This window comes from Paenibacillus sp. N22P23, from assembly GCF_059383735.1.
In genome coordinates this window covers 149,123-171,079 of the sequence record NZ_JBXENT010000007.1, presented here as the reverse complement: position 1 = coordinate 171,079, position 21,957 = coordinate 149,123, and the positions used below count along the sequence as shown (strand labels likewise).

Annotated in this window: 10 protein-coding genes; all 10 read right to left on the bottom strand. The window is 46.8% G+C overall.

Annotated features, from left to right (window positions below; all coding sequences use genetic code 11):
- Positions 1–7 precede the first annotated feature (7 nt).
- Complete coding sequence (locus AC506A_RS23860) at positions 8–4,438, bottom strand: Ig-like domain-containing protein (protein ID WP_495463494.1); 4,431 nt, start codon at positions 4,436–4,438, stop codon at positions 8–10.
- Positions 4,439–4,567: 129 nt separating this feature from the next.
- Positions 4,568–5,773 carry a methionine adenosyltransferase gene (gene metK / locus AC506A_RS23855; RefSeq protein ID WP_495463493.1) on the bottom strand — a complete coding sequence of 402 codons (1,206 nt, stop codon included), beginning with the start codon at positions 5,771–5,773 and terminating at the stop codon, positions 4,568–4,570.
- A gap of 236 nt (positions 5,774–6,009) precedes the next feature.
- Entirely contained in the window at positions 6,010–6,282 is a 273-nt protein-coding gene (locus AC506A_RS23850; protein ID WP_495463492.1) for an alpha/beta-type small acid-soluble spore protein, read from the bottom strand.
- An 89-nt stretch (positions 6,283–6,371) separates the two neighbouring features.
- Complete coding sequence (locus AC506A_RS23845; protein WP_495463491.1) at positions 6,372–6,926, bottom strand: hypothetical protein; 555 nt, start codon at positions 6,924–6,926, stop codon at positions 6,372–6,374.
- Positions 6,927–6,950: 24 nt separating this feature from the next.
- Positions 6,951–9,446, bottom strand: coding sequence for a hypothetical protein (locus AC506A_RS23840; RefSeq protein WP_495463490.1), 2,496 nt, complete (start codon positions 9,444–9,446; stop codon positions 6,951–6,953).
- Between the two features lie 121 nt (positions 9,447–9,567).
- Positions 9,568–12,462, bottom strand: coding sequence for an S-layer homology domain-containing protein (locus AC506A_RS23835; RefSeq protein ID WP_495463489.1), 2,895 nt, complete (start codon positions 12,460–12,462; stop codon positions 9,568–9,570).
- A 508-nt stretch (positions 12,463–12,970) separates the two neighbouring features.
- Positions 12,971–17,113, bottom strand: a complete 4,143-nt coding sequence (locus AC506A_RS23830) for an S-layer homology domain-containing protein (RefSeq protein WP_495463488.1) — start codon at positions 17,111–17,113, stop codon at positions 12,971–12,973.
- 154 nt (positions 17,114–17,267) lie between these two features.
- The gene (locus tag AC506A_RS23825) at positions 17,268–18,401 is read right to left on the bottom strand and encodes a glycosyltransferase family 4 protein (protein ID WP_495463487.1); all 1,134 of its coding nucleotides are present in this window, start codon (positions 18,399–18,401) and stop codon (positions 17,268–17,270) included.
- 231 nt (positions 18,402–18,632) lie between these two features.
- Positions 18,633–19,805 (bottom strand): polysaccharide pyruvyl transferase CsaB, encoded by a 1,173-nt coding sequence (csaB, locus tag AC506A_RS23820; RefSeq protein WP_495463554.1) that lies wholly within the window; start codon positions 19,803–19,805, stop codon positions 18,633–18,635.
- Positions 19,754–21,877 carry a DUF5693 family protein gene (locus AC506A_RS23815; RefSeq protein WP_495463486.1) on the bottom strand — a complete coding sequence of 708 codons (2,124 nt, stop codon included), beginning with the start codon at positions 21,875–21,877 and terminating at the stop codon, positions 19,754–19,756. The genes csaB and AC506A_RS23815 overlap by 52 nt, the downstream gene beginning before the upstream one ends.
- Between the last annotated feature and the right edge of the window lie 80 nt (positions 21,878–21,957).

Below are 21,957 nucleotides of genomic sequence, written 5' to 3'. Positions count from 1 at the left end.
AAATCTCTTAAATATCGATAAATTCCAAGTAGCTGAGCAGCCGTTTCAGCATGACTGCAGCCTCTGCCCTTGTCGCTTTATTTTTGGCTCCGAAGGTACTTGTCGTCAATCCGCTTATGATGTTGGAATCGACTGCTTTAGCTACGTCGTTTTGCGCCCACGTTCCGATTTTGCCGCGGTCTGTGAACTTCTTAAGCAAGTTGGCCGTCGTTTGCTTCGGAACAATGGATACGCCCGCCGCACTTGCTGCACGTACCATCATGGATGCCATCTCTTCACGTGTAATCGGATTGTTTGGCTTAAATGAGCCATCTGCCATCCCTTGTACGATTCCTGCCGCACTCGCGGACCCAATATAGGCCGCCAGCGCCGTTGACGTATTCACATCTTTGAATTTGCCAGCTGCTATGCGATCACCGGCAAGGCCGAGCCCTTTGGCTATGAACATGGCAAACTCACCGCGAGTAATGGCTTTCTTCGGCGCGAAGGTCGTAAGCGTATTGCCCTCGACTATATATTTCTTTGCAAGCAGCAGAATGTCACCACGCGCCCAATGGTTGTTTAGATCCGTATACCCAGCAGCACCCTGCACAACCGCATATACACTGTTACCTTTGCGTTTAAACGTAATGACGGACAGTCCGTTCTCGCGGGTAACTCGCGTTGGTACATAGGCAAGTTTACCTGTGTGCGGATCAAGCCATACAACCGATACTGCCTTGCCATCCAAGGCAGCTCCTGTAGTAACGGACCTGGTCACATAGGTATTCAACGAATCTACGTTCTTCGTTTGGCCATTGCTTGTAACGGACATCTCGAAGCTGATTGGATTGAAGAGAATTTGTGCATTAGATCCATTCAACTGTGTAGTAAGAGAAGATCCCAGCGTTCCTGCATTTGTATCTATGGACACATTCAACTGCCCGACTGCGCTGGCTGCATTCATCATTTGTCCGAGCTGTGCGTAATTCAGTGCGCTGAGCGGGAATTCATAGGTTACATTCTTGTATACGATCGCGAAGGAGGCATTGGACGTCGCTTTCTTCGTATCTTCCAATGTGGCAAGCGGAAGCGCCACTATAGCCGCTTTCTCAGAGTCCGGCACGGTGAAGACTACTCGCGGCAACGTACCGCCGGCTTTCCGAACAGCGTTATACGCCAGTGTCACCTTCTCGGAGGACAAGATAAATTTATTCACTGCATTTCCCGCTGGCGATACCGCTGCCGCTGTCGTCGCACTGGAAACTTTCATTTCCAAGCCTCCGCCTGCCGCAGACTTGAAATCACCACTGGTCGAATCATCCCATGTTGTCTGATTTGCCACATTCGAGTCCGTGAATGAAGCAGCTATCGCACCGGATGTGGAACGAATGGATGTTCCGGCATTGCTGTAGCTCGCCTTGATTACTTCACCTACACTGATCGGTGTGTATAAAGAAAGTACGACAGCAGATCCTCTAATGAGTGCTGATGAGATCGGACGAGACACATTATTCACCTTTACGCCAAATTGCGATGTAGAAGGCAAGTAGGACGTATTCAGGGCATTGGAGAACGTGATTGTTACTTCGCTGCCTTTTGCTACAATCCCATTGAGCGCAAGCGTTGTTGTTCCGCCCGCATTCGCCTGCATGGCGCTAAACGCCTGTGCCGGCATTCCTCCGAGGTCCGTAATTGCCGGTGCCCCGCCTACGTAACTGACCAAGATGACATCGCTGGCAATAGTTGAAGCAGGAAGACTCAATATAACTTGCGTCCCGCTTACAGTCACATAGGAGACCGATTTAGCTATTCCGTTCACTGTCACATAGAACGACGAGGTATAGGGAATCAGTGCACCGTTAAGTCCTTCGTCATAGTTCAACGTTATCGTATAGCCCGACGAGGTTATCGATTGCAGCAGTGGCGCTTTCGCGTCCTGCCCATTCTGGATATAGAAGCCGCTAAAGGAAACAAGCGCATTGTTCGATAAGTCGCGAAGCGGATACGAGCCTGCAGAATACGACAACGTAACCGACTGTCCTACAGAAGCCGAATTCCCACTGAAATTCAGAAAAATCGTATTCCCGCTGCCGCTTATTTGCGTCACCGTTCTGTACGCGCCATCAATTAGAACCGTGAATTGCGAATACGCGTTCTGATTTAAAGTCGCCATTTCTTCACTCATGGTCAATATGATCAAGTTCCCTGCAATCGTACCACTTACTTGCCTTGGAGCTGCGGAATCCGGCACGTTCGAAACAGCTAGATTCGAGAAATTTGCAGCGGCCGTTCCCGTTAAATCTTTAATCGGCTTGGAGCCCGCTGAGTAGGATACCCTTATCACTTGTCCATAGGATGCAGCACTCTGCAGCGTGAGTGTCACGACTTGACCGCTAATTTGTACAGCAGTCACAGCCCTAGCTGTTCCATTAACGGTCACATAGAAATTAGCCGGAACCGGGGTCGTATCTGTGCTGGTGTTCAAATTTTCGTTGAACGTGATCGTTATCTTCGTATTCCCTACCAAATCAGCTCTTGTAACGGTTGGAGCACCTGCTGCCCCAGTCGATGTCTTAAATGTCCACTGATACTGATTGAGAATGCCATCAAATGGATTGCCCGCCAGATCGGTAACGACACCTGCTGCCATCTCCACATAATAGTCTGTGCTAGCTGCCATCGCGCTGTTTATTGTAATAAGGAGTTTGCGATTGTTATCCGGATCGATCGCATAGGTGGTTGCGATTGTTCCGCCCCCTGAGCCAGTTATAATAGGCTTGATAAGGATCGCTGGTGAATCAGCACCAAGCAAAATCGGCTCGCTGAACAACGCTTCTAGCTTCATCCCCAGTACAGGAACATCAAGCGCCGTATTGGCAGGCGTTTGTGTCACGATTGTAGGCGTCACATTATCTTGCGTAACCGTGAAGCGCCAAGCATTCTGACCGGATAAGCCTGCAAAATAGTTCCCTTTCGCATCCGAAAACGCTTGTCCGCCAATTTCTACATAATAGCTTTGGTTGTTCACGTAGGTTTTACTGGTATCCGTTATGACAATTTTAGCTGATCCTCCACCGCTAACCTTAGAGGAAGTAACCGGAATTGTCGCAAACACAGCGCCGGATGGCGAGGTGCGAATTGTGATGTTCCCTGTTCCCGGATAGACCGGTTCGCTGAAATTCATCTCTAGATTAATAGATGTCGTCGATTGGGCATTGAGAGGCTTCCGATCGGCAAGCATTGTCGGAGGCGTTGTATCATTACCCGGATCCGTGTAGAAATTCCAGGAAGTCGCGTCCTGTAACCCTTGATACTGTTTGGATGAATCTATTGCATCGACGAATGCTCCGGCATCTATAAGGATATAAAAGCCCGTATTTGCCGCTAAATCAGCAGGTGGGTTAATGATGATCGTTGTTCCGCCCCCACTTGCTGCAGCCGTAACCGCTGCAGAGTTGACACTGATTGTTTGTACCGTGCTATTATCTGAGATTTTATTGATACTGATATTTCCGCTATTCACTCTAACCGTACTTGGGAATGTAAGTGAAAAGTTTGAAGCCACACTTACGGCAAATGCATTATCAAGCGGCGAGAGAACCGCAGCGCCAATCGGTGGCGCATTGGTCATAAATTCCCACTGATTAGTCGCTATTCCATTGAAGTTGTTTCCTGCTGCGTCTTGGAATGCGCCATACGGGACGATAACCTCATATGTGCTGTTCCCTTGTAAACTGCTTGGCAAACTCACATTTATTGTTTTACTCGTACTTCCGCTTCCCGTCACATTGGTAGAGTTCACGCTGATGGACTGCGCATCAGAAGGATGATTCACATTCGTGACCGTAATATTGCCGCTGGCCGCATACACTGTCTCACTGAATACCAACGTCAATGTCGTACTAATTCCGGCTGTTGTACCGTTAGCTGGTGTCAGCGGATCCACGTTTGGAACAGTCGTTAGTGTAGGAGCCGTTGTGTCGACTGAGGTCACCGTTGTGAACACCCAACCGACAGCACTTGTCAACCCTGCAAAGTTCGTATTCGCATCGTTCGCGAACGCTCCTGCATCGATCGTGACATAATAGCTCGTATTTAACGCGAAATTCGTGCTTGGAGAAATCGTCACGATGTTCCGGCTCGAACCGCTTCCTACAGCAACCTTGCTGTCTGTCGCGACGTTATACGACTCGAACAGTTGATTATCGAGTTGTCTACGAATTTGTATTGTAGCTGAGCCCGTGCCTTTCTTTACATTCTCATCGAAAGCCAAAATCAGCTTGGTGTTCACCGGTACATTTGCACCTTGGACCGATGGTGAGAAACTGGAGATAACCGGTCCGCTAGCGGCGGCCGATACCTGTGAAGGCTTGACTGCGAATCCGCCTGCCACGAATTGCACCACCAACAATGCTGCTGCTAAGATTGATATCCATCTACGATTTCGGACCACCATTACCCACTCCCTAATTAAGACACATGTATTATATTTTTCGGCTCGGAGGGGTTCGAAATGAAGATATAGTTAAAAGTTGCATAAAAAAACCGCTCCTTGTCAGGAGCGGTTCGCTTATTGAGTCGATTATTAACGCTGAGCGTCGGCTTTCAACAGTTCTGCTTTGTCAACGCGTTCCCACGGAAAATCGATGTCTGTACGGCCAAAGTGACCATAAGCAGCTGTTTTACCGTAGATTGGACGACGAAGATCAAGCATCTTGATGATGCCCGCAGGACGAAGATCGAAGTTGTTCTTAATGACTTCAACAAGAACTTCCTCGTCAACTTTACCTGTGCCATAAGTGTCTACGTTAATGGATACTGGGTTTGCTACGCCGATCGCGTAAGCAAGTTGAATTTCGCATTTATCTGCAAGGCCTGCTGCAACGATGTTTTTCGCTACATAACGCGCTGCATAAGCTGCGGAACGGTCAACTTTTGTAGGATCCTTACCGGAGAAAGCACCGCCGCCGTGACGAGCGTAACCGCCGTACGTATCCACGATGATTTTACGACCTGTAAGACCAGCATCACCTTGAGGACCGCCAATTACGAAACGGCCTGTTGGGTTAATGAAGTATTTTGTTTCTTCGTCGAGCCATTCTGTAGGAACGACAGGAGCGATAACATGCTTACGGATATCTGCTTGGATTTGCTCCAAAGTGACTTCTTCCGCATGTTGTGTCGAAACAACAATCGCATCTACACGTACTGGCTTGCCGTCCACGTATTCGATCGTTACTTGTGTTTTACCATCCGGACGGAGGTAATCCAGCGTACCGTTCTTACGTACTTCCGACAATTGACGCGAAATGCGGTGAGCAAGTGCGATTGGAAGCGGCATAAGCTCAGGTGTTTCGTTCGAAGCAAAACCAAACATCAAACCTTGGTCGCCTGCGCCGATATCCGGGTTTTCTAGATGAACGTTCTCTACGCCTTCACGTGTTTCAAGCGCAGCGTTAACGCCTTGCGCAATGTCAGCGGATTGTTCATTAAGCGATGTAAGAACCGCACAAGTGCTGTAATCGAAGCCGAATTTAGCACGCGTGTAGCCGATATCCTTAATGGTACGGCGAACGATTGCAGGAATATCGACATAATCCGCTTTACTGCTGATTTCGCCGATAACAAGCACCAAACCAGTTGCTACCGAAACTTCGCACGCTACGCGCGCATACGGGTCAACCTCAAGAAAAGCATCCAATACCGCATCTGAAATTTGATCACATATCTTATCGGGATGACCTTCTGTTACGGATTCCGATGTGAACAAATGACGTCCTTTGAGTGACATCTAATCTCAACCTCCTACAGCTTTCAAAATTCTAAGTATGATGAATAACATGCACAAAATGCTGGGACTCTATAAGAAAATGAATACCCGAAAATGGGTTCTATATAATGCCCAACGTTTCGATTCCAAAAAATGAACCTTTTCCGAAGCGAAATCGGAAAAGGTCTCATGAATAACTCTCTAAAACAGTATGATACCGAAACTGTCGCTTTGTGTCAATGGCAATAGTCAGCTAACTACGATAACCCTTTGAGGACCTGCTCTGCACGCTGAACGAGCAGCCTTGTCATATTTCCGCCTACAGAACCTGCATCTCTTGTCGCAAGTTGCGACCAATTGACATGACCGCCTGAACTACCTGTACCACCAAGCTCCGTTGCAAACTCTGTGTCATCAGATCCGGCGGCATTTCCTCCGGACATAAGACCAAGCTCAGCTGCAATTTCATACTTCATCTGATTGAGCGCCTGTGCACATTCCGGAACAACTTTGCGATTACTTCTCGACATGATAAGCACCTCCTGATGGGATGCTTATAGTTTGTTCCGGAATGCGCTGTTCGAAGCGGATAACTTGTTGTCAGATCGGGTAAAAATAACTATTGCTGCACTTGCATTTCATAATCGCCACGGACAAGCACCGTTAGTCCGGTCTTCTGACCGACTTGCGCCGTCACACCACGACCACCGCGCGGAAACAGAATGAAATGATTATTAGGAACAGGTTTACCATTCGTAATGTCTACACCATCTGTTAGATCAGAAATACCATTCGCGTCTGAACTATAGGCCATTGCTTTGCCTGCACGAACGATAAATTCAGTGCCATCTTTAGCAACAAGTCGCTTACCGACAGGCACAGTGACGACTTCTACTTTAGATGAACCTCCGCTCTGCTCCATTTCGGCGCGGAACGCATCCAACATTTCCTGAAGTTTCTTCTCATCCATGCCCTGTCCGTTCTGCTTGGCCAATTCCGCCTTCACAAGTTCCGAAACCTGCTTATCAATGTAACTCTTCGTTACGACAGGATCGTTGACGGAACCTGGGGTAGCTGAGTCACTATCACCGATAGCTTGGTTGGTTACTACACCAAATACAATGCCTGCGCCAATAATGGAACAAAAAACTGCAAACTTCGCGCTTCTCTTCAAGTCTCACTTCACCTCATAACTTCATTACCCGTTAGTCATGGCTTGATTCAGCACCTTTGTCGCAAGCAGTTTCTTTTGACCTTGGAATTGATCATAGACATTAACGGTAAATTCTCGATAAATAATGCCCCATAGCTTCTCGTCTTCGAACGAAACAGATTCTTTAATGTCTTCGCCGACTTTCAGTGCGCCATTGCCTTTTTCCAATTCGAACACATGCTCAAACTTGTTATCTCTATCGACTAGTTCGACAACCAATTGATGCGTTCCTGCCATTTTCTCGTATTCAACGGTTTTCGCAAGATCGTATTCAAAATCGATATTCATCTTGTAAGCATCCTGCAGAGACGGCGAGAGTTTCGTCATCGACAATTTGTAAGGATTAATGACCAAATTCTCGAAAGTCGATAGAACCGTCGATTTCTCAGCCGGCATTTCGTATTGAACGGCATTAACATATCCATCAGCTACTCCATCAGGGGCAGTGAGTTGACCAGCAGTAATACCTTGACCGATGATGAGCTGAACATCAGTTAAATCATAATTTTCTGGGAAGCTCGCATAAGCCATAACAAGATTCTGTTTATTCGGTGTTATCTTATCCTTGATATTCTGGAAGTTTGCCGGAACATAGTTGCCATCTTTCGTCTTAAAATAAGCCTGCATATTCGCTAGATTCGCAAAACGCTGCTCCAAGCTTGAATAGTCAAACTCGGCATACAGGAGTTTAGTATCCTCATCTGTATTGAAGTACGTATGCGTTTGTTTAATTTGAAGGCTGGCTTTTCTTCCGATTCCCGTAATATCAAGAGGGCTTGTCGATTTAATAACAGGGAGCTTTAATTGACTGTTCTTCAACTGGAAGGTTCCGATTGGCGTTGAGCCAGCATCGCCTTCCCCTGTCGCTTCGGACAAAGAAACGGTAACATCACTAGCCGCGAAGGTATATGGTACCTTCGTGCTAACTATATATGTGGTATAGGTATTTCCGCCAATGGCAACAATCTGTTCCGTCTTGATGAGCTGGATATCTTTATCATCGACCTTATAGTCGCCAAGTTGAATAGATGCTTTCAAATTAGGCAATGATTTCACATCAAACTGTGGATTCTTCACAGAAACAAGCGCATTAATCATATCCTGTTCGCCCCATGGCAGACGTTCGCCACGCAGCAGCGAAAATTCAAACATTCCCTGTTTAGTAACATATTTAATTGGCGTCGTACTAATGTTCTGACTGCTTGATTTAGGCGGAACTTGGAAAAGACCAACAACATACCCCTTCTTGTTCTCTTCACTTGTTTTCTTAATGATGAGTTTGAGGAAATCGGTCTTAACACCTGCAGGAAGCGTAAACTGCATATATTGCTCTTTCTCAATTCCAGGAGAAAGTTCTATAGTTGCTGCTGCTTGCGATGCTTTCGCCGGATACATTGCGCCAGTACTGGTTAAAATATAATAGCTGTATGTCGGTAAACTAACTGATGATTTGCCGGCGTTATTGAAGTTTAAGTACAACGATAATGATTGCGTCTGGGCATCTTGATTGTAGAAGGCATCTCTGACCTTGGTGTTAATAACATTGCTTTCAATCGACAGCTTGCCAGTCTGACCCGGCTTCACATACACCTTATCGAGCGTCACCGGTTTAACCGTATAGGTGGCGATTGGTGTTTCAGCCTTTGTTTCTTCATCGGATGAAGTAACAATCAGCTGCATATTAGGGTCAATCTTAGTAATGGGCAACGTACCGTAAAGCTGAATTTCTTTAGAAGCTCCTGGTGCGAGTTGTTGATCGCCTGACGTATCTACACTAAGTTTGCTCAATGTTCCACCCGAGCGCTTTATGTAAAAGTTAAGATTATTCATTGGAATGGTTTGGGAACTGTAGTTGGTGACTCGGTATACGAGAGCCCCCTCAAGCTGGCCGCTAATGACAGCAAATTGAGATTTAGCAAGAATACTGCTCATCTTCTTGTTGCCAACCTTTACGACTTTACCGGTTGCTGCTGGAACGATGGGATTAAATGTAGATGGAACCACTACTTGACCGATCGTCCGTGTATAGTTCGCTTGGCTGAAATCCCATTTGATCAACTTGAACGAGAAGTCGGATAAATTCAGATTCGGGTTCACTTTAGCCGTAAAATGATAATCCGTTGTCGTCTTTGCTACAACCTTAGTCTTCTTTGCATCTTGTTCATTCATCTTAATCGAGTATTTGGTACCTTTCTTAGTCCATAACTCAACCCAAAAGTCGGAGAAATCCAACTCCTTATTGGAATTGTTATACACAGATATGGTGAAATAAGCAGTCTTCTCGTTATCGCCATACAAGAATTGCAGATCCGTTACTTGCGCAGTGCTTCCACCGCCCAAGCTAAAAGCTTTAATTTTATTTACGACAGCCGAAGTAGTTGTCGCTGCGAATACTTGATTAGGTTGCGTGAGACTCGTAACCGGCAGTACAACTGTTGAAGCAAGAAGTAAGGAAAGGCCCGCACGTTGAATTAATCGCATCTATTCATCATCCTTTTTTAGATTCTACTGATATAGACGGATATTACGTCGAAAAGTTTCTAAAAACAAGAAAAAACAGGACCGATTGCTCGGTCCTGTTTCTCAGAGAGTTAAGTCTCTATTAAAGCTTAACAATAACTTTGAAGGAAATTGTTTTGCCGCCAATTACAGTAGTCACTTGGAACGTGTCACCAGCTGTTACGTCAGTTACATCAGTTTCACCAGTAGCAAGACCAGTGATGTTAGTGATGTAGTTTTTGTAAGCAGGCTCAGAACCACCAGTCAACTCAACACCATATTGGTCTACAGCTTTAACAACTGCGTCAACCAATGTTTCAACAAGTGCTGGACTGTTAACGTCTGCTACTTTTGCAGAAATAACGTTTGTATCTTCTTTAGTGAAGACAACATCGTCACCTGTAGCTTCAGTACCTTGATCAAGTGTAGCACCTACAACTTCAAGAGTAGATACTGTTGGAGCAGCTGTAGTAACTTTAACAACTTTAGTCAATACAACTGGACCGGAAGCACCTTCAACAACTGCAGTTACAGTTACGTCTTTAGCGCCGTCTGTAAAGCCAGCAGGTGCAAGACCGAATGCATTCAGCTTGTCGCCAGATACAGTAACTTGAGCATCAGTGGATTCAACTTCGAACCAACCACCTGGTACAGCTACTTTGGAACCATCAGCTAACACACCGTTTACAGTGATGTCTTTTTGGTAGTTAGTGTTTGCTGTTGCTGCTGGAACATGGTATACATTACCCAAGTCAGCAAGTTCGTACGAAGCAACATCTGCTTTTTCAACTACTTTGGAAGTGTAAGTGTACTCGCTGTTTGTTACATCAGCGCCAGCGCCAGTAACCAACTTCAAAGTAACAGTGGACGAACCTTTAGCCAGTGCGCCAACAGTTACATTAGCAGCTGTAAGATTGAAGAAACCTGTATCGCCAACTGGAGTACCAGTCAGTTTTACTTTAGCCGCATCGGAAGTCGACACGTATACATTGTAACCAGTTGTTGCGATGTCACGGCCGTATTGGTCTTTAGCAACTACATTGTCTTTAGTCAATGTTGCTGTAGCACCTGCAGCGAAGTTTTTGTTGAAGTCTTTGATAGCAGAGACTACAACTGGCTTAGCAACCGCTTGAACACTGATAGTCAGTTGAGCAACTTTGTTAGTACCAGTAATAACTGTTACGATTGCAGTACCTTCAGCTGCAACTTTAACTTGCAGTTTAGCTGTGTTCTTAACATAGTCTTGAACGAAATCAATTGTTCCACCTGTTACAGATGCACTAACGATTCCGCCTTCAATGTCACCTTCGCTTGTAACTGCTGCGCCGAATTGATCAACAGCTGTGAAAGGAACGTCAACAGTCTCGCCAGCTACTGCAAGTGCAGGGGCAGAAAGCGTCAATGTATCCACTTTAACAGTGTCTTTAACAACTACATCGAACGATGTATTTTTACCAGTAGTTTTGGAGATCATAGTGATCTTCGAAGTACCAGCAAGTGCATTTGTTTCTGGAAGTTGAACTGGAAGCGATACATAAGTTGTACCGTCGATTGTAGTAGTACCGAAGTCAGCTACAGTCACAGTGTTAACAACTTTAGTCAACACACCGGAAACCGAAGGGTTGCTCGCGCTAACCAGTACATCTTGTTCGAAATATTCTGGTTTAGTGATCGAGTTACCGTATTGGTCTTTACCAGTTACAATAAGAACGAAGTTCTCAGGAGCTTCTTCGTTTTTCGTGAGTGTTTTGCCGTCTGCATTGTACAGTTTGTCGATTGTCAATTCAGCAACAGCTGCTTTGTCAACCACTGTCAGCACTGCGGATGCAAAAGTATTGCTGGAAGCGTCAAGTGCGCTTACTGCTACCTTCTCATCTTTAGTGTATTTTGCTGCAGATGTTAAAACTAGGCTTCCGTTTGTGTTAAGAACTGCACTGCCTTTACCAGCAGTTACTGTAACAGAACCTGCTTTAGCAGATGTTACGTCTTCACCGTATTGGTTGAGGATTTTAACAGTAGTGTAAACAGTTTCGTTGTCAGTGTCTGCACGGTCGATAACCGCTTTGTCAGAAGCGAATTCGATTTTCGTTACTTTCTCGTCTTCTGCAGTTACTTTAGCGGAAGCAGTTTCTTCAGCGTTTTTAACGTTTACTGTGTATTCGCCTTTAACAAGGTTAGAAGCGAATGCAAGCGTTGCAGTTTTGTTATCAGTAGAGAAAGTTACTTCTTTAACGTTAACAACTGTACCGGAAGCGTTCTTAACTTCGAAAGTTGCTTTATCAGAAGCTTTGTTAAGAGCAACTTCGATTTTCTTAGCGCCTGCTACTTTAGCAGTTGCTGCAAGAGCTGCATCTTCTGGTTGTGCAAGATCGTAAGCTACGTCTACTAGTTGACCGCGAGTTGCGTTCACTTGGTAGGAAGGAAGCTCAGGAAGCAAGCCAGCTTCGATAGCTGCTGCTACGAAACCTTTAGCCCAAGCAGATACTTTACCAGTTACTTCTTTGTCAGAAGGCTCAACGCCTGCTAGCAAGTCAGCAACTTTAGCGATTTGCTCGATTGTTACTTTACCGGATGGTCCGAATTTGCCGCCGCCAAGACCGTTAAGAAGGCCAGCTTCAGATGCAGCGCCGATAAATCCAGCTGCCCAGTGAGTTTTTGCTACGTCGGAGTAAACGTTAGCTGCAGAGTTTTCTGCAAGCTCGCTCAACTTCGTAAGTACTTTCGCGAACTCAGCGCGAGTCATTTCTTTTTCAAGACCAGCAGAACCGTCTGGGAAACCGCTGAAGATACCTGCTGCTTTAAGTGCGTCGAACTTTGCTTGAGTGGACAATTCAGTAGTTGTTGCGTCAGCAGCAAATGCCACCGATGCTGTAGATAGAGTCATAGCTGCTGCTACGAGAAGTGATAAACTTTTTTTCATAACCTTTTTGTCTCCTCCTATATAATGCTTGGTTTCTTTAGAGTTTTGTTTAGAATATAGATTGCTCGTTTGTCTCATTGGCCGATTCACCCCCTTTCACGAGTTGAGCAGATTTAGTATAAATAATGTCTGCTAGAAGTGTTCCTTGTAGGAACCTGTCGCAGAATCTTGTAAACAAAAGTTGACAAGAAAAATCTGGTAGAGTCTGAACACCACTATAACATTATACAATGGCCTATTTCTAGCGTAAAGAGCAATTTGAGAATTAGTTCCAAGTACTCCGCTACACTTGATCAGCTTTCCTGTTGCCTTGTTCATGTAATTAAACGCACAGGTTTCGAAAAAGTTGCGTTGTCAGGAAAAGTTTTTTTGAAACTTCTTCTCTAACGCTATTTATTCGAATTTGTCGATATGCCACATGAACTAGAACAACTTGTCTACCACGTTGTTTATTATAGACCGAATGTCCTATATTCGTCGATAGATAACATTTCCCATGTAAAGATAACTCTAGCAATCGTTTGAAGTAATTGTAACAAAATGAAAGCTGCCCGGAATTCTCCCGGGCAGCACATTCATATCCAACTTAGTTTAGTTTAGGAAGACGTTTGAGATCAGCTAGCATTTTACCGATAATGATAGCTGCATCGGAACGAAGCAGACTGGATTGTGGTTCAAAGGCAAAGCCTTTCTTAGGATCTTTGCTATCTAGCGGCGACCCTTTAATGTAGGCTTTCTTCGCTATGGCCGAAACGGCTGCTCGTGCATAGAAGTTGATTTCAGCATAGTCCTTGAATTGTTTTTCAAGTGCCTTATCGATCTTCGTCGCATCTGTATCGAGCTTGGAATCCAGCGCTCTAGATAGAATAACTGCTGCTTCTTCACGTGTCAAATTATCCGACGGAGCGAAGGAGCGCGGTTGTTTCCCTCTAATAATACCTTCACGTGCAGCTGTTTCTACATATCTATAATCCCAAAGCGCGTCTGGATTAGTAATTGAAGGAACATCATCAAAATGAGATTTGCTCAGCTCATAATTCAACGGAACATCTAATGCTTTCACAAGCATACGAGCAAACTCTCCACGCGTGACATACATATCTGAACCAAACTCATCAAGTCCAGCTGCATTCATAACTCCCTTGGAGTACATTGCTTCCATATAGTTGCGCGCATATGGATGGCTAGTTACATCAGTGAAGGAATACACCATCTTCGCTACCACATAATATCCGAACTGAGTGAATGGCACCGTAATCGTGTTCTTCTTATTGTCCACTACACCACCGATGTTCTCCCAATACTTGTTCTTTACATCATAGCGATATACGGAAACAATCGTTCCGACAGATTCACGCATGCTTGGATCAAATGCAAGTGTTAACGATCCAATCTTAGATGTTACAAGCTCACGATCATCAGGGCGCTCATCATAAGTAGGAATCTTGGTTCCGTACGTACCTGTTGCACCTGGGAACTGGTACGGATCTACGCCAGAAGTTAGCGGATCGTACTTATCCGCGCTGCTCATATCGTCCGCCATTCCGGCATCCATCCAATAAACCGGGCTTGCCTTCGTGAACCTTGTTGGGAACGAGAATTTGAAGCGTGTTCCAAAGCTTTCTAGAATACGGTCAAAGTTGCTCGGCAGCGTCTCGAATTCATGGCGATCCACTACGCCATCCTCGTTATTGGCGATTGCAAAGAGCAATTTGTGACCTGTATAGATTTGATTCTTGTATTTCTCCGGCACATTGAAGTCTTTACGTGTCAACGTTGTGCCTTTCGGGAACGTTAATGAAACGGCTCCATCAAATACTTTGTGCGAGTTCTTCATTAATTGTAGAAGTTCCGCGCCCGGAATATTCGTCGGTGAGTAGGTGATATTAAAAAAGTCCGTTGTCTTATCGTTCTTACTCTGGATGGTGAAGGTAACTTTGTTCACACCTGGCTTAAGGTCTTCAACGACTGCACGGTATGCATCGTAATCCGCTCCGGTCACACCGCCGCTGTTATCGGCATCGTATTTGATTTTCTCAGCTGTTACTTTATTGATAATAACAGACTCTGCACTCGGTGCTTTAATCACTACCTCAACATAGTTCTTATTAATGATCCCTTTCGTCGGTAGAAGCGGACGAACGAGATCGTAAGGAAGCGATGTCGGATCAACTTCTAGTCGATAGCTCGCACGCGGGCCGGCAAGACCGCTGTTGTAAACAAAGAAGTTATAGACACTTGAGCTTCCATTGCTGCTGAGCTGTTGGGTAGATAACGTGAATGAGAAAGTTTGTGAATTGACATCATAGCTGACAGAAACACCACTCACAGGAGCAGCTGTTGGGTTAACAGTAATGTTAACTGATGGATCCGTACTGTCGTATACGTGCAGTTGCCTCGTCAGATCCCAAGTAATTGGTGACGTAAAGCTCGTACTATCGATCTTTAGAATATATTTGAGACGATTATCTGTTATTACAGCACTTGCACCTGAACCTGTTGTAGTTACTAAAGCATCCACTTTGTCATCAACGGTAGTTTCATCTGTTCCCAAATCAATGAAATCAAACGTTCCAAATATTTTCATTTGAGACTTCTTCGTTGTATAGATGCTTCCTTCTAATTGGAACCCCGGGTCATCCGGCAACGGCGTCATGCTCTCAACGCTGTATGGGAAAACGCCAACCGTATGCGGAGCCGGAATCAGTGGCAGGTTCGTCGGATTCAAGAAGATCTTGATTGTTTTATCATAGGAGCTCTTTGCGCCTTGATACACAAATCGAACGGTGTTTTCACCTGTAATAAGGGCTGCTAACGCATCGGTCGTGTTCGCCAAAATAAAATCCGCAGCACTGGTCTTGCTTGGATCCGGCTTCAGCAGCACCGGTGTGTTATTGATGTAGAAAAATATAGTCTGCGGAAGGTTATTTACTGTATCCACAGTATAACGAATATCCGCAACATTACTTATGTTATCAATATGCCCTGCAAAGCTTCCCAGTTTTGAAGTTATGATAGGCGTTCGGTCCGTAAGTGTAGTATCGTCATCGATATCCATTCCATCGAAGGCATTGGCGTAACTTACATAGGGACCAAACAGCAGCGTAGCTGTAGCAGAGGCCGCTTTAGATCCACCATTGAGATTGAAATTGATGGTTTGCGTCCCTTCGAACGGCATTTTGGTCACTTCCATGACTACTCGACGGAAGGATGTCTGCACGCCGTCAATCATCTTGGTAACTGTCGTTACAGTGCTTGCTTTTGGGGTCCATACAAAGTTAGTAGATAAATTTGCTGCTTGGTTCCCTGAAACATCTGTAATTCCAATCACTCCTGGAATTGCCGTGCTGTTAGTATCATTGCCGATCAATAGCTCGATAGCAAACGGCATGCTGTAGAGGTTCTTGCCGTCAAGTCCGACACCTTCGATATTATCGAAAGAAGAGCCTGATTTGTACCCTGGCAAGTAATTGACCTGATAAATATACGGTGCTGTTTTGTCTAGCGTTTCAAAGTTGAAGCTTGCGCCTTCTTTCTGCTCAGAACCTGCCAAATAGGTTTTCTCTTCATTGACCGCCTCTAAAGCTAAATTATATTTAGCAATGGTTAACGGAGATATAAGGTCCGATTCATTAATCGTAAACTCGTAAACAAAGAATGCATCATTAGTATTTGGCGTTCCCACGAGTGTGGCTTGAACCGTATCAGTTGTTATATTGGGAATCGGTTTATTATCTTTCAATGTGAAATCAATATCCAGTGGAATTGGAACTCCTAATGCGTCATATGGCGCAGGATGCGGCTCCGGTGTTGTATCTGCGTCAGCCCCATCAAAGATCTTATTCGGCACGATTAGCTTACCTGTAATTTTGGTTGTCTGTGTAAGCGGATCGTTATCGATCAGAAACTTAGGACTGTAATCCAGTGCGCTCTTGTTCGCTCCGTCTTCAATATTCACATCATAGAAAGTGACATCGCCATTGTAAAAGGCAATTTCCCGAGTCGTCTCGATTACTTGATTCTGGTTGGACACACGGACAGTGACTAAGTTCTTTCCTTTGAGCAAATGAATCGGAGAAGCAGCAAACGAATAATTATTCGTGCTGTTTACCGCATAGGTACGGCTCTTGTCATTGACAATAACGGTAACCTGACTGGAGTTCGGTGCGTTACCTGTAATACTGATATCCGCAGATGTACGACCACGGGAGAACTGCGACTCCACGACTGTTGTTCCGGCTTCTTTGATCGGGAAGTTATTTCCGTCAAGGCTTGCTGTCAGGTTATAAAATAGCGGGCCATTGCGGTAGTCGATATAGATGGAGCTGGTAACTTGGCTTCCACCTTGAGTCCCCATAAACGTAATTCGGTTTAATCCGGGGAAAAGTTGAAGATTATAAACATTCAAGCTGTATCCGCTCAGATAGAGGTTACTAGTCAAATTCTCACGCTGATTACTGATCTTGTCATTCGAAGGATCCGAATCGCCTTGCGTGTTTGTAATTTGATAAACATTGTACGTAATGGAAGTAGGATCCACATTGTTAATGGTACCAGTCAAGTTAACCCGTTCATCGGATGTCGTACGTGGTGAACCGGGAATATAGCTCTCATTAGGGAATACAAAGCTTCCAGCTGGTGCTGCGGTTACGGTTGATTGGCCGAGAGAGGGCAGCAGCTGGAGGATAAGTGCGAGCATAAGTAATAGGGTAACTAGTTTCTTACTCACGGTAAACCTCCTCCAAATTGTAAACTGTTTCAGTTAGTTCTGTACTGTAGTTATCGGCTGTGGGGTGGTAAAAGTTTAGGTTATGTACAGATTTGGGAACCCAATAAAAATGCCCTGGCTCCGATGAGGAGCCCAGGGCATTAAGTATGAATAATTACTTCGAACGCGATTGCTCCGTACCCATCACTACGCGCTGCAGGAAGTTCAGCAGCGGGCGGCGGGATTTATCGACGATGCCGATAAGTTCAGCGCCAATTTGAAGGATGAATACGAGTATGAGAATAACGCCAAAGGTGATCCAGTTTGCCGCATCGGATTGCACGATCGTGGATTGCAATACTGCGCAGATTCCGAAGATCGATGCGATTCCGTAAATGATCAATACCGTACGGCGGTGACTGAAGCCAAGTTCACGCAGGCAGTGGTGCAAATGGCCTTTGTCAGGCGCGAAGATTGGTTTCTTGTTTACCCAGCGGCGTACGATTGCGAAGAACGTATCCGACAAAGGTACTCCAATTATGAGAAGCGGTGTTATGAAGGAAACCATCGTAACCTGCTTAAAGCCCATCATCGATAATGTTGCAAGAGCAAAGCCTAGGAACAAGGAGCCGGTGTCACCCATGAAGATCTTAGCCGGGTGGAAGTTATAGACCAGGAATCCGATGACGCCGCCAAGCAGCAATGCGCTTAGCAAGATGACCGGTGCAGAACCCATGAATGCAGCCATAACGAGGATACTGCTGATGGCAATACCGGACACACCTGCTGCCAAGCCATCCAAGCCGTCAATCAAATTGATGGCATTCGTTACGCCAACAATCCAGATGATCGTAAGCGGGATACTGATCCAAGCTGCAATCGGCTGCATCGCTTCGCCGAATGGAATGTTGACCAGATCAATCTTAACGCCGAAGCCGAGTACGACAACACATGCCGCAATCAATTGGCCCAGCAGTTTCACTTTTGCAGACAGTTCGAAACGGTCGTCCAGTGCGCCGATGATGACAATGATCGTGCCGCCAACGAGCAGCGCATTAATCAAGTTCGTGTCGTAGCTGCGCAGCAGGCCTTCTGGAATAAAAGGCTTTACTGCAAAATAAGCAACGACAAAAGCAGCATATATACCCAGACCGCCAAGCCGCGGCATTATTCGTGTGTGAACTTTTCGATGATTTGGCTTGTCAATTGCCCCGATTTTGTTAGCAAATTTAATGACAAACGGGGTAAGTGCAAGTGCAAGACATAATGAAATGATAAATCCGATTGTGTATAGTACGACCTGACTCATTTCCATCTCCCTTTCATAGCTATCGCCGGATTGAATTATACGCTGTTTGAAAAAGAAACTCCACTCTCATTTTCAAGCAATTTTCACGATATTCTCGTTTAAATCGCTCGCTTGGTCGTGTTATTGCGACATTTTCTTTCTCGCACAGCGCATTCGCTACATTTTACGGCCATATATCTATGCTTTAGTAGCTTTTGTGGTTGCTGGGGAGAGGAGTCTTCCATATATTGATTAACGTAAAATAGTTGCAATTTGTTTCGCCGGTTCGCGCGCTTCTTCTTTTAATTGTGAAATTGCGGCATGATGCGCAGTGCGCCAACCTTCCGGATCATCGAGCAGCTTGCCGATCGCTGTTACAAAAGCTTGCGAATCAAGCGCTTCGGTTGTGCCAATCGGGGTCAGATTAATCCGGTTCAGGAATTGATCAATCTTCGGATCATACGATAGTCCGAGCATCGGAACGGACTGATTCGCGGCATAGATAAGCGCATGCAGGCGCATGCCGAGCAGCGCATCGCACCGGCTGACCTCCAGCAGCATAAGCTGCGGGTCGTCGCCGGGCTCGGCAATCTCGGCTACGCTGGCGCCGAGATCGCCAAGCTGTTCCATCACCCATCGCGACGCTTCCGCGTCTGATGGCGTGTGGAACGGCAGGAACCGCAGCCGCACCGCCCGGCTGCGGGCCAGCGCGCCAAGCGCGGCGGCGACGCGCGCCAGGTCGGCGCCATCCTTGCGCCAGTGGCGCAAGGACACGCCGACCACCGGCAGCGGCGAAGTCCCCGCCACTGCCTCCGCCGCGTCTGCGCCAAAACCGCCTGCGCCGGCAATCGGCTGCGCTGCCGGCAGCGGCAAGGCCATGACCGGATCGGGTACAACGTCGATCCGCTCACGCGGTACCCCTATCCGCCCAAGCAAGGCGGCGGATTCGGCGTCCCGCACAGAGACATACGCGCTGCGGCGCATGACACCGCGAATCAGCCGGTCCATCCACCGGCGATTCACGGGGCCAATCCCTTGCGCGTATGCGAAGGTGGGCTTCCCAAGCAGCTGAGCCAGCTTGAGGATGCCCGTATAATAAGGAATCGTCTTGGCGCCTGTTGCATCCTGCAGCAGGCTGCCGCCGCCGCTGATCAGACCGTCGCTGCCGCGAATGGCGCGAACGATCTCTCCGAGGCGCATCCTGTGTACAGCTTCCACGCCGTACATCGCAGTCGTCGAAGCAGGATCGACGGACAACACGATCGGCACGATGCGAAGCCCCTGCTTCGCACCCTCTTCATCCAGTGCGAACAAAATCGACTTCAACACCGCTTCGTCACCGCTGTTGCGGAAACCATAATAGCCGGAGATGACTACACGCCGGACTTGAAGCCCTGTTTCAGTTGTGCGATTCGTGGTGCCCATCGTTTCCAAACTCCTTCCCCAATCTGCCACACGCCGATCATCACAAGTCCAATCAACGCGCCTAGTACAAGACCAAGCAAATCACGGATAATGGAAATCGGAAGCGGTGTATGAATATGCGCAAATGTGTCCACCATAGACAACTGACCAATGGCTCCTACAATAAACAATACCCACGCTGCACGATATCGAAGCGCAACGAAGATCCCGAAGAAGAAGAGCGGATGCGAGAGCAGAAACTCCTTCGTCCGCGGACGAACGCCGAAGGTCGACTCCAGCACATTACGGAACGTCAGTTCTAGGGAGGAAGCTTGTCCTGCATTACCGGTACGAGACAGATAATAGAGGGCCATAACGCCAAGCACGCCGGCTATCCCAACCCAGAGAACGGTAATTTGCATCTTGAGCAGCTTGCGTAAATTGCCGATCACGGACTCGCCCGTATACAGAAGCAAGTACAGCGCAACTAGCGCAATTGGAGCCAAGTGCAGCAGGCTTACGCCGCGGAACTGCTCGAGTACAAGCTTGTACGTAATATTGTTCAAGAGACCCACGATAAACGGAATCCCGCTCATCGAGATAACAGAGGTAGCAGCGAAGATCGTAATCGCCATCAAGAAACGGCGTCCTGCGCTAATTCCCGGGAAGAACCAGCGAACTTGCTGATCGCTTCCGCCTGCTACACGAGTTGCAGTAGCATCAGCAGCACCGCCGATCGGTCTGCGGTTGCCAACGGTATGCGCCCGCACACGGCGGATCGCCCAGATCAAGGCCAACGTTGGCGCACTGATTGCCGCGCCAAGCGCAAGTCCTTGCTCGAGAATGGACTTCGAAAGCACATACAAACCTGCGCTGCCGAGAAGACCCAGCACAAACACCGGAATGGCTACGCCCGGTACGAATGCGCTGATCAGCAGGGTAATGAAGGCAACTGCGCCAAGTACCACTACGCCTTTAAGCGGCTTGTGCCATGACGGCGATTCGTACTCGAACGGCTGTGGGCTGTCTACCGAAAAGCCTAGCTTGTCCATTTTGTCCAATACACCGTTCTTATCTTGCATCGCATCATACAAATTCTGAAGCGGATCGGTAATCATCGATTTCACCGGACTGCTCGAAGGCGCTCCGTTCAGATAGAACATGCGAATGCTGCGGTCCTTCGCAGCAAGCTGGAAGCGATCTGCGATCTCTTCCGGCTTCATCGAAGCCGCATCATTATCTGAAAGCGAATACAGTCTTGCTACATTATAATGAGTCAAATATCCGAGCGTGTTCATGCCCTTCTGAGGCTTAGAGTTCTCGATTGTCGCGATTCCGATTCCATGCTTATTCAGCAGCTCTGCGAATTGGCTCAAGCTCTTCAGCTCGGCATTATCCGCGAAGCCTTTGACAGCATCGCCTTCAAACAGAATGCGCGAAACACCCATTTGTTCAAAACCGCTAAGCATCGCATCTACCGAAGCGGCATCAAACGGCACGCGGTCCGACAAACGCGGAACAATCGTAAAGCCTGCATCATGAATCTCTCCAAGTGCAATCGGATCCGGCACTATCGGCTTCAAGATCGCATTCTCAAGCGGTGTTTCAAGAATCAAACCGCCTTGGCCTTCATGGCTCCAGGAGGAAGTCGTAATGCCCCATTGTTTATAGGTCGATTCCAATAGTGGACGAAGAGTTTCCTCATCCTTAGCACTCGTGAACAGCACATACGTATAATTATTATCTGCTGTAGACGTTTTGCCTTGCAGCTCGCTTGCGCCGGAAGAATTGTACAGCGTCAAGCGGCCTGCCCAGCTCAGCTCCTGCAGCGAAGACTCAAATACCGCCATCGCCGTAATGCCTGCCGAATGCATCTTTACAAGCTCATCCTTCACGAACTGCTTCGGATGGGCTTGATAGGCTGCGATTTGAACCAAGTCGCGGTAATCGAACACCATCTGAACTTTATCGGAGGTCTTCTCCATTTTCCAGCGCGTAGCACCAATAGGCAGTGCTGCGATCAACCCTATTATCGTCAATACACAAAGGACAAACATTGCTTTGCGATTCCATTGCTGCCAACCAGTTTGCACATCTTCCACTCCTTAACATTCTCCGTAGGAATTATCGCTACGATTATCTGTCTGTGTTTCCGCAGGAAATTCACGTACGG

Bases quoted from the DNA above. Each gene is read 5' to 3' on its own strand.
- AC506A_RS23860 (WP_495463494.1), bottom strand. From the start codon at position 4,438: ATGGTGGTCCGAAATCGTAGATGGATATCAATCTTAGCAGCAGCATTG.
- metK (WP_495463493.1), bottom strand. From the start codon at position 5,773: ATGTCACTCAAAGGACGTCATTTGTTCACATCGGAATCCGTAACAGAA.
- AC506A_RS23850 (WP_495463492.1), bottom strand. From the start codon at position 6,282: ATGTCGAGAAGTAATCGCAAAGTTGTTCCGGAATGTGCACAGGCGCTC.
- AC506A_RS23840 (WP_495463490.1), bottom strand. From the start codon at position 9,446: ATGCGATTAATTCAACGTGCGGGCCTTTCCTTACTTCTTGCTTCAACA.
- AC506A_RS23835 (WP_495463489.1), bottom strand. From the start codon at position 12,462: ATGAGACAAACGAGCAATCTATATTCTAAACAAAACTCTAAAGAAACC.
- AC506A_RS23825 (WP_495463487.1), bottom strand. From the start codon at position 18,401: ATGAGTCAGGTCGTACTATACACAATCGGATTTATCATTTCATTATGT.
- csaB (WP_495463554.1), bottom strand. From the start codon at position 19,805: ATGGGCACCACGAATCGCACAACTGAAACAGGGCTTCAAGTCCGGCGT.